The following is a 14965-nucleotide window of genomic DNA, read 5'->3' as shown; positions in this document are numbered from 1 at the left end:
TTGCGGGAGAGCGACGAGTAAGCGACAAACACGATGCTCGGAGAGAGGCAAAGCAAGCTACGACAAAAAAATAACGACGACGGTTCGAAAAAAAACGCGGCAGCGCGCGAAGCGCTGCTGGAAGAATGACTGCTGTGTCACCAACGCGGAGTGTGCGAGAGCACGGATTCCAGATGCACCACTACCGGGACTGTGCGGGGGACCCGCTTATGAGCTGGCGGTGTGAGCCCGCTTTCTTTGCTTACTTTCTTTGCGGCGGCAAAGAAAGTGAGTGCCGCCCCGCACAGGGGCAACGCTAGCAGACCACAAAGCAAACAAGGCGAGGCCAAGGGGGCGCAAAGAGCCTATGGATTAACCGCATGGGTAGACGCACCACCCCATCACGCCTATAATGCCCCCACCCTAACCGCGAAATAGCAGCAACTTAAGCCAAGTTAGATGTGATAGCCTGCGTACTGGCAGAAGATCACGTGCACCCAATCGCCGGTGAAAAATCCGGCACTCAACAGGGCTTGAACCCCACCAGGAAAAAGCTGCCCCAACGCAGCTCCCAAATCCTGATCGAAGGATCTGGCACCAGTATTGCTACCCAGCTAACTGGCAACAGCCACCGAAGGCGAAAAAACCCGCCCTCGCGCCAGAGGAAAAACTCCAAACCTCTGGCCCCCTCGGTTCACCTCGCGGCCTCAAACCGCGTCCCGAACTTCCATTCGCAGCGTCGATAACGAGCGACGCCTGTGCAGCATGGCCATTCCCGCACGCTGCTCGAACAAGGAGGCGCATCTTCATGAATAAACGTCCTGCCAGACTGATTGGCAGTCTTGTAGCCATCGGCATAGTCATCGCGTTGTTATGCCGCGCAATAGACCCCAACGCACTCCACCAGTACGCCCCCGATCTCGTCTACTACACGAAACGGCACTTACTGCTAGTCGGCTACTCGATGGCGCTGGCGCTACTGGTCGGCATTCCATCCGGAATACTCCTGAGCCGTCCCGCTTTCGCGCGCCATGCCGAACGCTTCATGCAGATCTTCAACATCGGCAACACGGTCCCGTCGCTAGCCGTGCTGGCGATCGCACTGGGCATCTTCGGCATCGGCGATATTCCCGCGCTCGTCGCGCTATTTCTTGCCTCGTTGCTGCCGATCACCCGCAACGCCTACGAAGGCATGAAAAACGTTTCCCCCGCGCTGCGCGAAGCCGCGCGCGGCCTTGGCATGACCGGCTGGCAATCGCTGCTGCGCGTGGAGTTGCCGAACGCGATGCCGATCATCATCGGCGGTGTGCGGACCGCGCTTGCGATCAATGTCGGCAGTGCACCGCTCGCGTATCTGATCGGCGCGGACAGCCTCGGCACGCTGATTTTCCCCGGCATTTATCTGAACAATCAGCAGCAGCTTCTACTCGGCGCCGCGGCTACTGCGATTCTCGCGCTGGTGCTGGACGGCATCGTTTCGGCCAGCAGCCGTTATCTGCTCGCACGGCGTGGGGTGACGGCATGATCGCTTTGTTTAGACCTAAACGCGGCACAGCGCGAACCAGTCGACTGATCGCCGTCGGCGCCATGCTGTTCGCAAGCCTGCACGCCAGTGCAGCCACCCTCGTTCTCGGTGGAAAAAATTTCACTGAGCAATACGTTCTTACCGAGATCACCTCGCAGTACTTGCGCTCGAAGGGCTACACGATTGACGCGCGCACCGGCCTCGGCAGCACATTGCTGCGCAGCGCGCAGGAGAACGGCCAGGTCGACGTCACGTGGGAATACACCGGCACGGCGGCGATCGTCTACAACAAGATCACCGAGAAGCTCGATCCGAAAACCATGTATGAACGTGTGAAAGCGCTCGACGCCAAACGCGGCCTCGTGTGGCTCGACTGCTCGCCGCTGAATAACACGTACGCGCTCGGCTTGCCGCAGCAGGTGGCGCGGCAAACCGGTATTCGCACGATCTCGCAACTCGCCGCGAAGCTCGCCGCCGAGCCGAATAAGAAGCACGTGTTCGCGATGGACGCCGAATTCGCCAATCGTCCTGACGGTTTGAAGCCGCTCGAGGCCGCGTACGGCATGCATTTCAGCCGCGCGGAAACCCGCCAGATGGATCCGGGTCTCGTCTACACCGCGTTGCATAACAACCAGGTGTCGATCGGTCTGATCTACACGACGGATGGCCGCGTGAAGGGCTTCAACATCGTGCCGCTCGAAGACGACCGCCACTACTTCCCCGCGTACAACGCGACGCCGGTGGTGCGCAAGACGACGCTCGACCAGAACCCGCAACTCGCGACGCAGCTCAACGCGCTCTCCGACGCACTGAACAACGACACCATGCTGGAAATGAACAAGCAGGTCGACATCGACGGCAAGCCGGTGCGTGAAGTTGCGGCGGAATTCCTGCGCACGCACAAGCTGCCCTGAGCGGAGACCTTTTGAAATGACTGTATTCGACTACCTGTCGGCCAACTGGCCAGAATTGCTGCAACTCACCGCGCAACATGTGTGGCTCGTCGGCATTGCCGTGGGCTGCGCGATTGTGGTCGGCGTGCCGCTCGGCATCCTGATCAATTGGCATGAGTGGCTTGCCGCACCGCTGCTGAGTGTCGCCACCGTGGTGCTGACCTTGCCGTCGATCGCGTTGTTCGGCTTGATGATTCCGCTGTTCTCGCGCTTCGGCCAAGGCATCGGCGCGGTGCCGGCGATCACCGCCGTCTTCCTCTATTCGCTGCTGCCCATCATGCGCAACACCTACCTCGCGCTACGCAACGTCGACGCCGGGATTAAAGAAGCGGGCATCGGTATCGGTATGACCGTTTGGCAGCGGTTGCGGCTCGTCGATTTGCCGCTCGCGGTGCCGGTGATTCTCGGCGGCGTACGCACGGCCGTGGTGATGAACATCGGCGTGATGACGATCGCCGCGGTGATCGGCGCAGGCGGCCTCGGCACGCTGATCATCCGGGCGATCGGCCAAAGCAACATGATGAAACTGTTGGTGGGCGCGGTGCTCGTGAGCTTGCTCGCGATCGTCGCCGACTTGCTGCTGCAGGCGCTGCAACGCTTGCTGACACCGAAGGGAGTGCAAAAGACATGATCGAACTCGATAAACTGACGAAGACGTTTACACAGAAAGACGGCCAGCAGGTCAAGGCCGTCGACTCGGTCAGCCTCACGGTGGGCGAAGGCGAAATCTGCGTCTTTCTCGGCCCGTCGGGCTGCGGCAAGACCACTACGCTCAAGATGATCAATCGTCTGATCGCGCCGACGTCGGGCCGCGTGCTGATTAACGGCGAGGACACGTCGGGTTTGAACGAAGTCGAATTGCGCCGGCACATTGGCTATGTGATTCAGCAGATCGGGCTGTTTCCGAACATGACGATCGAAGAAAACATCACCGTCGTGCCGCGTCTGCTCGGCTGGGACAAGAAGCGTTGTCGCGAACGCGCTACTGAGTTGATGTCGATGGTGGCGCTCGATCCGAAACAGTATCTGAAGCGCTATCCGCGTGAACTGTCGGGCGGACAGCAGCAGCGTATCGGTGTGATTCGCGCGTTGGCCGCCGATCCGCCGGTGCTGCTGATGGACGAGCCGTTCGGCGCGGTCGACCCGATCAATCGCGAGTCGATCCAGAACGAGTTTTTCCAGATGCAGCGTCAATTGAACAAGACTGTGATCATGGTGAGCCACGACATCGACGAAGCGATCAAGCTTGGCGATCGTGTCGCCGTGTTCCGTCGCGGTCAACTGGTGCAATACGATCATCCGGATACGTTGCTGGCGCATCCGCACGACGAGTTCGTCGGCGCGTTCGTGGGGCAGGACAGCACGTTGAAGCGTCTGTTGCTGGTGAAGGCCGGCGACGCCGCGACGCAACCGGAAACCGCGCGTGCCGAGTTGCCGATTGCAAGCGCGTTCCAGATGATGGACGACAGCGACAACCGCTATCTGACCATCGTCGACGATCAGCAGCAGGCGCTTGGTTATGTGACGCGCCGTGCAGCGCGCGCGGGGCAGGGCGTGTGCGGCGACCATCTGACGGCGTTCAAGGCGACGGTCCAAGCGGACGAGCATCTGCGCATCGTGCTGTCGAAAATGTACCAGTTCAATTCGTCGTGGATGCCGGTGCTGGATGCGGATGGCCGTTATGTCGGCGAAGTCACGCAGGATTCGATCGCGGATTATCTGAGCTCGGGGCGTTCGCGTCGGCAGACGGGGCAACCGGCGATCGTGTCGCCAGCGGTGGCCGCGGCGGAAGCCGCTGCGGCGGCGGGGCATGCGGTGACGGGGGGGCAGGGTTAAAGCCGGGAGGCGGGTCGTTCGCTCGATTTTGGATTTATCGCCCACGTGATCCACGTCGGATCCAGCGCGCGATGACGCACGCCCGGCATCGCCACGCGCAAACGGCCGCACAGATTTTCCGGCCGGTTGAGTAAACCGAACTCGACCTCTTTGATCGGCGCGAGAATCTGCGCGCAGCGTTCTTAGTACGCGGCGGCTTCGGCAGTCAGTGTGACCTTGCGGATCGTGCGCACCAACAATTGCACGCCGAGCAGCGACGCCAGCGCTGGCACGATGGTGGTCGCCGTGGCGCGCGTAAAGCTGCTCGTATCGACGATGCGCACGAAAATGCGCATGGCTTGCACGCGATCTATCACGATGCTTCTCCGGTTAAACGCGACCCGGGACGCTGACGCGTCAAACCGACCGCGAGCAGCGGCGCGACGGCAAAAATGGCGAACAGCCACACGGCGGTGTGCTGAGCACCAGGCAGCGCGGCCAAAGTCGTGAGCCCCGCGCCGTTCGCGACGAGGCCCGCGAGCGCCGAGCCGACCGCCATCGCGAAGAGTTGAATGGTGGTGATGGACAGCGACGCGAGGTTTTCCTCGCCAGCCCGCGCGGCGGTGAACACACGTGTCAGCAGATGCGGCCAGCCGATGCCGACGCCGAGACCGACGCTCGTCAGCGCCGCGCACAGCGCCACGGTTCCGCCGGGGCTGTCGAACAGATCGGGCATCGGCATCAGCCAGGCGAGTGCGCCGAGTCCCAGCGCCTCGACGAGCGGCCCCGCGCGGCTCATGCGCAGCGCGACCGCTGGGGAACGTCCGGCGCTGAACATCGAGCCGACCGACCAGCCCGCCGCCATCAACGCCGTCAGATAGCCGGCCGCGAGCGGCGAACGGCCGTGAATCGTCTGCAGGAAATACGGCACGAAGATTTCGCAGGTCACGCCGATGCCGAGCAGGCTCATGCACGCATAGATGCTGCCGATACGCGTACGAATCGAGTACGAACCGCTTGGCAGCAAACGCGTGGTGTCGTCGCGGCGTTCGAGTCTCGCGAGCAGCCACACAAAGCCGAGACCCGCGATCACACCGAGCGCATTCCACACCATCTGCTCGGTCAATGCGGCGAGCGAAATCACCAGCACGGAGGCGCCGAGCAACGTGGCCTTGAGCAAAGGAATCGGCGCGGCGGCTGCGCCTGCGCCTGAAACACGCTTACCGTCCACCTCGCGATGCACGATGACGGCAAGCAACAGGACGGCCGGCAACAGCACCCAGAACGCGAGACGCCAATCGCCGAGTTGCGCGAAGACGCCGCCGAGGGCCGGCCCGCACAATGTGGCGACGCCCCACATGCCTGACACCAGGCCCATCGCGCGCGGCCAAAGACGCTCTTCGAATACGACGCGAATCAGCGCATAGCTGAGCGCGAGCAGAACCCCACCGCCGAGACCCTGCAGCGTGCGGCCGGCGAGCATCCACGGCATGGACGGCGCGCTCGCGCAGACCACGGTGCCCAACGTGAAGACGGCCAGCGCGCTGAAATACGCGGAACGTGCGCCGAGCACGGCAAGCAGACGCATCGACAGCACTGACCCCAGGATCGACGCGACGACGAACAGCGTGGTGTTCCACGCATACAGTTCGAGACCGCCGATGTCGTGCACGACCGACGGCAGAATTGTCGTCGCGACGTGTACGTTGGTGGCGTGCAGCGCGACGCCGCCTGCGAGTCCCAAGGCTCGCCAGCCATTACTGCCGGTGAGCAGATCGCTCCATGCCGGCGCGTTCGATTGCGGATTTTTCATATCGTGGACAGCCGTTCGTGGTTGACTTATTATGCAAGTATTGACTTGGATAATAATGTGGCCCGATGATATATGCAAATGAAAGCTTGGATAATTCGCCTGGCACAGTGGCCACGGTGACGAGCTCGGTGCCGGTGGATCGCATCCTGACGCTGTTGAAGACGCAGGGGGCGTTGTCGACCGCGTCGCTTGCGAGTGAGCTCGGCATTACCGTCGAGGCCGCGCGCCAGCAGATTCAGAAGCTGCTGGGCGGCGGCCTGATCGAAGGGCGTCAGGCGTCGCAGGCCGGGCCAGGCCGGCCGAGCCAAAGCTGGGCGCTGACCGAGGCGGGCCACGCGCGCTTTCCGGATACGCATCCGCAATTGACCGTGCAATTGCTCGGTTCGATTCGCCAGTTGTTCGGCGAAGCGGGGCTCGACAAGCTGATCGATCAGCGTTCGGTCGAAACGCGCGCGAATTATCTGGCGGCGTTGAAGCCCATGAAAGGACTCAAGGCGCGGCTCACGAAGCTGGTGGAAATACGCAGCGTCGAAGGCTACATGGCCGAGTTGCAGAAAGACGGACGCGACTGGCTGCTGCTCGAAAACCACTGCCCGATCTGCGCGGCGGCGCGGACTTGCCAGGGCTTCTGTCGCGCGGAGTTGCAGCTCTTCGCTGAGATCGTCGGCGAAGAGGGCGCGATTGCACGCGAGGAGCATGTGCTCGCCGGCGCGCGGCGATGTGCGTATCGCATCACGCCGGCCGGTAAATGAGCTAGGTCGGTTTTGTCCCCATCACGAATAGACGCGAACGCACGATCGGTATATAACAAGGTGCAAGGATGGCTTGTTTACCGAGACATCAACAGTCACCCGTCAACAGGAGCGAAGTTTCATCATGACGCAAGACGTTTCGCCAAAGCCGCCCATGGGCGACCGCCCCGACCTGGAACACCTCGACGCAGCGCTCAGTCACGTGGATCAGCAGGTCTCTTCCGGCAGCATTGCATCGGGCGCAGCAAAGGGCATTCTGTATAGCCTGATCGAAACGCTCGGCGCGTTTGTCGGCGATCCCGATCTGCCGGAACACGCGCGTTCGGGTTACGAAGGGCTGCTGGAAACCGCGCGCGAATTGCGCGCCAGGCTGGATCGCTGAAACGCGTCGCCGCATTTCGGCGATTCATCGGTCCGTGATAAAAAGGCGCACTGTTTTCAACATTGCGTCTTTTTTTATGATCTCCGAATCCGCCATGGCGTTGCTGGCCGTCGGCATTGTGGTTGTGCTGATTACGCCGGGCCCCACCAATACGCTGCTCGCAGCCGCGGGTTTGCGTCAGGGCCTGCGACGCTCGTCGCCCTTGATCGCCGCCGAACTCGCCGGCTATCTCGTGTCGATTTCCGTGTGGGGACATTTTCTCGCGCAAGCCGAGCATGCGTGGCCCTGGCTGCCTTCGTTGCTGCGTGTGACGGCTGGCCTGTACATGGCGTACCTCGCCGTCGACATGTGGCGCGCTGCCGTCACCCTGCCCGACTCCGCGCAACGGACTATCGGCACGCGCACGCTGTTCGTCGCGACACTGCTCAACCCGAAAGGCCTATTGTTCGCCGGCACAATCTTTCCGGCGGTCGCTTTCGCACAGGTGCCGGCTTACTTCTTCGCGATGCTGATGTTCGCGTGTCTGTTGGTGCCGATTGCGCTCGCATGGATCGCGTTCGGCGCCGCGCTCGGCAGCGGCAAGCTCACGTGGCTCGATCCAGTGAGGATGCAGCGTGCCGCGTCGATCGTATTGGGCGCGTTTTCGTTGTCGCTGGCATGGGCCGCGCTGCATTGAAGGCGAGCGTTTGTTGCTCTGTCACGCTTCCACGCTATCGCCGACGTCCAACGCAGCGAGCCATTCCGGCGGCGCCTCCGTGAACGCCAATTGCGGCGTGCCATGCCACTCCGCGCAACGTTGCAACGCACGGCGCAGATCGCCGGCAAGGCGGGCGCTCAGACGTACGCCGGGTTCGATGTGCAGCGATTTAAGTTCGAACACGCCTTGAGTGCGGTGCGCTTTGGCATCCACGCGGCCGACCAGGCGGCCACGGCTCAGCAGCGGCAACACGAAATAGCCGTATTTGCGTTTTTCCGCCGGCGTATAGCATTCGATCGCGTAGTCGAAATCGAATAGCGCGGCGGCGCGCTTACGGTCCCACACGACGGGATCGAATGGCGACAGCACGGTCGTCACGGTCGACGCGAGCTTGCCGTTTGCCGCGTCGTCGAGCATCGCCGCATAGTCGCTGTGAACGAACGTGTCCTGCTTCCAGCCTTCCACTTGCACCGGAATCAACTCGCCCTGATCGGCGAGCGCGTGCAGTTCGTCGCGATACGGGCGACGCGGCAGGCGGTAGTAATCGGCGACCCAATCGGCGCGCGCGATGCCTAGCGCGCGACAACTGCGGCGCAACACCTGATCGGTGACCGTGTGGACGGGTTGCAGGTCGCGTGCGTCGTCCCAATCGGGCAGCACGCGTTCGGTCAGATCGTAGACGCGGTGAAAATTGCGCCGCTCGGCCACCATCAACTGCCCGATCGCGAATAGCACCTCGAGATGGCGTTTTTCCGGCTTCCAGTCCCACCAGCCGTTGCCCTTGCCGGCTTCGCGCGCGAAGTCCGCCGAACGCACCGGACCTGTCACGCGGATATGCGTGAGCAGCGCGTCGATCGCCTTGCGATGCTTCTTGTGCCACTCGGCGGCGTATTTCCAGCCCATCCCGCTCGGGTCGAGCATGCGATGGCGCAGCAGGCCGTAATCTTCGGTCGGTACGAAGCAGGCCTCGTGCGCCCAGTATTCGAACAGCTTGCCTTCCGCGAGATGTTCGTCGAGCCATTGCTGCGGATACGTGCCGAGCCGGCTGAACAACACGAGATAAGGGCTGCGCGCGACCACATGAATCGTGTCGATCTGCAATTGCGCCATGCGGCGAATCGTGTCGAGCACGTCGGCCTTGATGGCCTTGCGGCGCGGTGGGGTCAGCAGGCCTTGTGCGGTCAGATGCAGCGTACGGGCGGCGGAGAGCGGCAGAGTCTTCACGCGGGCGCCTCAAGCGCCCAACGCGACTGCTTCCTCCGCCGAGGCGGCCAACAGTTGATGAATCTGCGCGACCACCGCCGCGCCTTCACCCACGGCCGCCGCGACCCGTTTCGTCGATCCGGCGCGGGCATCGCCGATCGCATACACGCCTTCGACCGTGGTGGCGAGATCGCAGACGGACGCTCCGTCAATGTTGGTGCCGGTCAGCACGAAGCCCTTCTCGTCGAGTTCCACGCCGCAGGTGCGCAGCCAGTCGGTATTGGGATCCGCGCCGGTGAAGAGGAACAGATGCCGCGTGTCGAAGTGATCGGTCCCGTCGGGCAAAGGCTTTTTCAGGCCGACGCGTGCGAGGCCGCTGTCGTCCGCCTCGAGCTGCCCGATTTCCGAATGCGGATGCACGAACACATTCGGCAGCGAGCGAATACGGTCGATCAGATAGCGCGACATGGTCGCCTCAAAGCCGCTGCGCCGGATCAGCACGTGAACCTTGGCCGCGTGCGTTGCCAGATAGACGATCGCCTGGCCGGCCGAATTACCACCGCCCACCAGCACGATTTCCTGGCGTTTGCACAACTTGGCTTCGACCGGCGACGCCCAGTAGTACACGCCGCGCCCGTCGAAACGATCGAGTCCTTCCAGCGCCGGCCGCCGATACACCGCGCCGCTCGCAATCACGATGGTGCGCGACGTGATATGGCCGCCGCACTTGAGCTCCAGCCGATATGGTGATTCCGCGCAATGGAGCGCCTTCACGTTGACCGGAATCGCGACGTGCGCACCGAATTTCTGCGCCTGCACGAAAGCGCGCCCTGCCAGCGCCTGACCGGAAATGCCGGTCGGAAAACCCAGGTAGTTTTCGATCCGCGAGCTCGCGCCGGCCTGACCGCCCGGCGCCCGGCTGTCGAGCACGATCACCGAGAGACCTTCTGAGGCCGCATACACCGCGGTTGCGAGACCCGCGGGCCCAGCGCCGACGATCGCGACGTCATACACATGCGAGTCGTCGAGATCGGGCAGCAAGCCGAGGCAAGTGGCCAGTTCCGGCATGCTCGGATGACGCAGCACCGAACCGTCCGGACAGATCACCAGCGGCATGTCTTCTTTCTGCGCGGCGAATTGCTCGATCAGACGCAGCGCGTCTTCATCGCGTTCGTCGATGACGGAATGAGGATGGCCGTTACGCGACAGGAAACCCTGCAGCATGACGAGCCGCGCGTCGCTGCTGTTGCCGATCAGAATCGGCCCGCCGGCGCCCTTTTCGATCAGCGACACGCGCCGCAAAATCAGCGCGCGCATGATGCGCTCGCCCAGTTCGGCCTCGGCAACGATCAGCGCGCGCAACTGGTCTGGTGGAATCAGCAGCGCTTGCACCGCGCTCAACGCCATGCCGTTGACCAGCGCGGGCCGGCCCGACAATTGACCGACTTCCGCCAGAAAATGCCCGGCGCCGTGATCGGCGATCACCACTTCGCGGCCAATGCCGTCGCGCTGATACACCTTCACGCGCCCTTCCAGCACCACGAACATGCCCGGACCGGTGCGGCCGGTTTCAAACAGCAGCTCACCGGTTTCCCAATTGCCGATCTCGCCGAAGCGGCGCAGCCGTTCGATTTCCGCGCCGGTCAGCGAGGGAAACATCTGGTGCATGCGCGTTGCCAGATTCGAAAACGGCGCGTCGGCGACGATCGCCTGCGGCTGTCCTTCAGCTTCTTGAGTCGAAACGTCTTGAGTCGAAAGCATTGAACCGCTCCTTCGGTGTTCATTGATAGATCGAACGGAGGCGAGCGGCGCGGCGCGCCCACGGCGCCAGGACGGATGCGCTGCTGCGCTACACGGCCTTCGGCGCGATGTCGTCGACCGTCATCTCGGGCGGCGGCGTGTCGGGCAGTGCCTCGACCGGCTTACCCGAGTCGCGCCAGGCTTCCATGCCGCCGCGCAACGGCAGCACGTCGGAAAAGCCAGCCTCGTTCAATTGTTTGGCCATCCATGCAGCCGAAATCTCATTCGGGCAGGAACAGTAAATCACCAGCTTCTGATCACGCGGATACGTGGCGACGATTTCGTCGAGTTGCCGTTCATCCGCGAATTGCGAACCCGGAATCACGAACGGATCGAGCTTGCGCTTCTCGTTCGAACGGATATCGAACATGACCGGTGTTTTGCCCGCCGCGACGAGCTTGGCCAGCTCATCGACCTCTATACGTGCGGACGCAAGTTTGGAAATCAACTGGCGACGGCGAATCCACCGGTAAGCCGCGTACAGCAACAGCAGCGCGACGACCACCAGCGCGGCCGTGCGGCCGAGGCGCCCGGCCATGGCGAACAGCATGTCGATCTGCTTCGCGAACAACGCGCCGATGATAAGGCCCGTGCCCGACCACAGCGCGGCGCCGATGCTGTCGTAGGTGAGAAACGTGCGGTAGCGTGTGCCCATTGCGCCGGCCATTGGAATCGACACGATCGACAGGCCCGGCACGAATTTGGCCACCGCCAGCACGCGCACGCCCCAGCGGCCGAAAAAGCGCTCGGTCTTTTTCACGCAGGTATCACGCGACAGCGACAGGCGGCAGATCGTTTTCAGCGTGTTGCCGCCGTACATACGCCCGGCGAGATACCAGACGCTGTCGCCGATCAGGGTGGCGAAGATCGACAGAATCAGAACGGGCGCCAATTGCGTTCCCACCGAACCCGGGTGCATGGCCGCCATGGCTCCGAACAGAACCAGCGACGGCATCGCCGGCACCGGCAGCCCGATCGAGGCGGCCAGCACGTTGACGAAGACGAGCGCGGGGCCATATTGCTCGACGAGATCATGTAGCATCGGCTTACATCCGCAGCCCTTTCGGGAGCGGCGCAGGTAGGGAAAGCACAGGAGAATGAAGGGATTATGGACGTATTTTCAAGACGTGCAAACGTTAGGAAACGACGTCCTTGAATTCGTAGTTGAAAGCGGAACTGGGGTGTGCCGAAAGACTGAAAGCGCGAATGGTCGAGGCGCTAGGACTGGCGTGAACCGGGTATCGCGCCCTCGCGCGATTCAGACAGATATGGAAATAATGCCCGATTAAAGCAGGCGAGCAGTCACGCTTGAATCACATTAGCGGAAAGCTTGGCCGACTTGCCGTGGCGACAGGCGGCAAACAACACGCGGCAGGGCGTTGATACGCCGCTGCCGCGTGCTTTTAACTTCATTGACGATGATTGTGCTGTTCGCCCGGCAGTTCGGCGCCGTGCGCGCGAATCGCGGCAATCAGTTCGGCCGGCGTGATTTCGTAGCGCACTTCGCGATGTATGCCCGGCTTGCGCTCGTCGACTTCGACCAGAAGAATGCCTTTGCCGTCTTCTGTCGATTCGAGGCGCAGCGTGCGGAGTTCGCGCGCCGTTGCGTCGTCGTATTCGGTGAGCAGGGCCATTGACCCGGAGGACCCGGTAGTGCGCATCGAAGTTGTCCTTGTTCCGTTGTGTTGATCGAACCATTGTACGAGCAGGATAGCGCGCCGTCTGTCACGCCATTTCACGCCTCGTCGTTTTGCCCGTCCAGCTGCCCGCTTACCCGGGCACCGCCGCGCGCGTTGGCTGGTGCGGCTCGCCGGGCTGCGCGTGTCGCCACGCGCAGCTTGCGCAACCAGTTTAACGCGACTCTTCATGACGACGGCTGCATTTTTCGTGCCCCTTGGCGGTGCAATCGTTCTCCGTCGCTGTCACGCGGGTGACGTGCGCGCCGGTTATACGGGCGGCTCCCGTATTTCCTCACCGTTCATCAGGTTGCGCGACTCGACCGATCCGGGCGCACCGCCAAAAAAATAGCCCGTCCATAAATGGACGGGCTGCTAAACGCCGTTGTTACTCGGGTCAGCCGGCCCTTGCAACTAGTTGGGCGCTGACGAACACATCGTGCCCTTTCAATAGTGGGCTGTCGAGGTGGGAGTAACGCCGATCTATCAGAACAATGTCGCTTCTTCCGGCGCGGCATGGCGCTTCGGTTCAGGCGTCGAAGCGATCGCGGCGTTCGGCGTGCGTGCCTGATGCCGAGGCGTCGCGGCACGTTGCGCGGGCGTGGCCTCGGCGACGGTGAACAGCCGCACGGCCTCGTCCAGCACGTCGGCCTGTTCCGCGAGACGTTGTGCGGTGGCCGCCGCCTGCTCGACGAGCGCGGCGTTCTGCTGGGTCGCGCCGTCCAGATGCGAAACCGCCTGATTGACCTGGCGAATCCCTTCCGCCTGTTCACTGCTCGCATTGGCGACTTCGACGATGATCGACGACACGCGGCTCACCGCCTCGTCGATCACCCGCATCTGCGACGTGGTGCGGGCAACGAGCTCGGTGCCCACGGCGACTTCGCTGGCGCTCGCTTCGACCACCGACTTGATTTCCTTCGACGACGCCGCGCAGCGCTGCGCCAGCATCCGCACTTCGCCCGCGACGACCGCGAACGAGCGGCCCGATTCGCCGGCGCGCGCCGCTTCGACGGCGGCATTCAGCGCGAGGATGTTGGTCTGGAACGCGATACCGTCGATCACGCCGGTGATGTCCGCGATCCGCCGCGATGCCGCCGTGATGCCGGCCATGGTCTGCTCGACCTGGCCCGCGATCTGGCCGCCGACCGCGGCGGCCGCCTGGGCGTCCTTGGCGAGATCGAGCGCGCGCACGCTGGCGTCGGCGTTGGCCTGGACGGTGGTGGTCAGTTCTTCCATGGTGGCCGCGGTTTCTTCGAGCGAGGCCGCCTGCAATTCCGTGCGACGCGCGAGATCGACATTGCCGCTGGAAATTTCGCGCGCGTTGTCGAGCATGCCGGTGATTTGCGCGCGCACGTCGAAGACGATCGCCGCGAGATTCGCCTTTAGTTGATTCAAGGCCTGCAGCACGTCGCCGAGGTCGTCGTGACGGGCGATCTCCAGATCGGCGGTCAGATCGCCCGCGGCGAGACGCGTCGCGAAGCCGGACATGTCGCGAATCGGCGTGGCGAGCTGGTGTGTCAGCACTTGCCACAACACCATGCTGAGCGCGGCGGTGACGCCGAACGCAATCCAGAACGGCGTGGGTGGCACACCCTGCCACGCCGCGAACCCGGTCGCCAGCAGTGCGAGCGGCGTCAGCGCATAGCCGATCGCCGCGCGCGTCGCGACCGGCAGGCGCATCAGCGCCTGAATCCGGCCGAGTACGCCGGTGCGTACCACCACGCCGCGGCGCAGCGTCAGGCCGCGCGACTCGCCCGCGCTCATGCGAGCGTAGAGCGCTTCGGCGTCGCGCACGGCTTCGCGTGCCGGTTTCACACGCACGCTCAGATAGCCGACGATCGTGCCTTTCTCGACCACCGGCGTGACGTTGGCATGGACCCAGTAATGGTCGCCATTCTTGCGGCGGTTCTTGACGAGCGCGGTCCAGGGACGGCCGTCGCGGATGGTCGTCCACAAATCGGCGAACGCCTCGCGCGGCATGTCCGGATGGCGGATCAGGTTATGCGGCTGGCCGATCAGTTCTTCGCGTGTGAAACCCGAGACGGCGATAAAAGCCGGATTGCAGTACTGGATGCGGCCGGTCAGATCGGTCGCGGAAACCAGCATTTGCGACGAAGGGAATTCGTACTCGTGCCCGGTAACAGGCTGATTGTTGCGCATGGCGTTCCTTGCTCGTGCTATCCGCAGACGGGTTGCGGTGCTTACGTGATTGCAAGGTTTAACGGCAATTTAACGCTTTCTCTTGAGGGTTTCCCAGTAAACCACTCAGGTTTATGCCGCCCGCAGCCGTTATCGCAGGGTTGTTCATGCGTTTCGCGTAGCCGTCGACGTACCGTTGGAGGAATGTGGCGGCCTGCTTCAAAAGCG

14 protein-coding genes are annotated in these 14965 nt (G+C 62.9%); 7 read left to right on the top strand and 7 right to left on the bottom strand.

Features of this window, described 5'->3' with window-relative positions; all coding sequences use genetic code 11:
- The first annotated feature begins 787 nt into the window (after positions 1–787).
- The 4 genes from B0G83_RS29965 (at position 788) to B0G83_RS29950 (ending at position 4293) form a co-directional block, all read left to right on the top strand.
- The gene (locus B0G83_RS29965) at positions 788–1504 is read left to right on the top strand and encodes an ABC transporter permease (RefSeq protein WP_105511004.1); all 717 of its coding nucleotides are present in this window, start codon (positions 788–790) and stop codon (positions 1502–1504) included.
- A gap of 62 nt (positions 1505–1566) precedes the next feature.
- Positions 1567–2418, top strand: coding sequence for a glycine betaine ABC transporter substrate-binding protein (locus B0G83_RS29960; RefSeq protein ID WP_258168382.1), 852 nt, complete (start codon positions 1567–1569; stop codon positions 2416–2418).
- A 16-nt stretch (positions 2419–2434) separates the two neighbouring features.
- Positions 2435–3088, top strand: coding sequence for an ABC transporter permease (locus B0G83_RS29955; RefSeq protein WP_105511002.1), 654 nt, complete (start codon positions 2435–2437; stop codon positions 3086–3088).
- Positions 3085–4293, top strand: a complete 1209-nt coding sequence (locus B0G83_RS29950) for a betaine/proline/choline family ABC transporter ATP-binding protein (RefSeq protein ID WP_105511001.1) — start codon at positions 3085–3087, stop codon at positions 4291–4293. Before B0G83_RS29955 ends, B0G83_RS29950 begins: the two co-directional genes overlap by 4 nt.
- Positions 4294–4475: 182 nt before the next feature.
- Here B0G83_RS29950 and B0G83_RS39610 read toward each other — a convergent pair whose 3' ends face one another.
- On the bottom strand, positions 4476–4649 hold the full coding sequence (locus B0G83_RS39610; protein WP_146120316.1) for a LysR family transcriptional regulator: 174 nt from the start codon (positions 4647–4649) through the stop codon (positions 4476–4478).
- A complete protein-coding gene (locus B0G83_RS29945) occupies positions 4646–6085 on the bottom strand; it encodes an MFS transporter (RefSeq protein WP_105511000.1) in 1440 nt (479 codons plus the stop codon). Before B0G83_RS29945 ends, B0G83_RS39610 begins: the two co-directional genes overlap by 4 nt.
- Positions 6086–6171: 86 nt before the next feature.
- On the opposite strand from B0G83_RS29945, the gene B0G83_RS29940 reads away from it, so the two are divergent.
- The 3 genes from B0G83_RS29940 (at position 6172) to B0G83_RS29930 (ending at position 7895) form a co-directional block, all read left to right on the top strand.
- On the top strand, positions 6172–6837 hold the full coding sequence (locus B0G83_RS29940) for a metalloregulator ArsR/SmtB family transcription factor (RefSeq protein WP_105511072.1): 666 nt from the start codon (positions 6172–6174) through the stop codon (positions 6835–6837).
- A 124-nt stretch (positions 6838–6961) separates the two neighbouring features.
- Entirely contained in the window at positions 6962–7219 is a 258-nt protein-coding gene (locus B0G83_RS29935; RefSeq protein ID WP_105510999.1) for a hypothetical protein, read from the top strand.
- 76 nt (positions 7220–7295) lie between these two features.
- On the top strand, positions 7296–7895 hold the full coding sequence (locus tag B0G83_RS29930; protein ID WP_105510998.1) for a LysE family translocator: 600 nt from the start codon (positions 7296–7298) through the stop codon (positions 7893–7895).
- Positions 7896–7916: 21 nt separating this feature from the next.
- Here B0G83_RS29930 and B0G83_RS29925 read toward each other — a convergent pair whose 3' ends face one another.
- From B0G83_RS29925 to B0G83_RS29905, 5 genes are all read right to left on the bottom strand, one after another.
- Positions 7917–9140, bottom strand: coding sequence for a winged helix-turn-helix domain-containing protein (locus B0G83_RS29925; protein WP_105510997.1), 1224 nt, complete (start codon positions 9138–9140; stop codon positions 7917–7919).
- A gap of 9 nt (positions 9141–9149) precedes the next feature.
- A complete protein-coding gene (locus B0G83_RS29920; protein WP_105510996.1) occupies positions 9150–10880 on the bottom strand; it encodes an FAD-dependent oxidoreductase in 1731 nt (576 codons plus the stop codon).
- Positions 10881–10968: 88 nt separating this feature from the next.
- Positions 10969–11961, bottom strand: a complete 993-nt coding sequence (locus tag B0G83_RS29915) for a DedA family protein/thiosulfate sulfurtransferase GlpE (protein ID WP_105510995.1) — start codon at positions 11959–11961, stop codon at positions 10969–10971.
- A 367-nt stretch (positions 11962–12328) separates the two neighbouring features.
- A complete protein-coding gene (locus tag B0G83_RS29910; protein WP_105510994.1) occupies positions 12329–12580 on the bottom strand; it encodes a hypothetical protein in 252 nt (83 codons plus the stop codon).
- A 501-nt stretch (positions 12581–13081) separates the two neighbouring features.
- Positions 13082–14758: a PAS domain-containing methyl-accepting chemotaxis protein gene (locus tag B0G83_RS29905; RefSeq protein WP_105510993.1), complete on the bottom strand. Its 1677-nt coding sequence runs from the start codon at positions 14756–14758 to the stop codon at positions 13082–13084.
- Positions 14759–14965: the final 207 nt, after the last annotated feature.

The organism is Paraburkholderia sp. BL21I4N1 (assembly GCF_002973525.1).
Lineage (GTDB): Bacteria > Pseudomonadota > Gammaproteobacteria > Burkholderiales > Burkholderiaceae > Paraburkholderia.
Note: the sequence above shows the minus strand (reverse complement) of the source record. Positions and strands in the feature narration are given on the sequence as shown.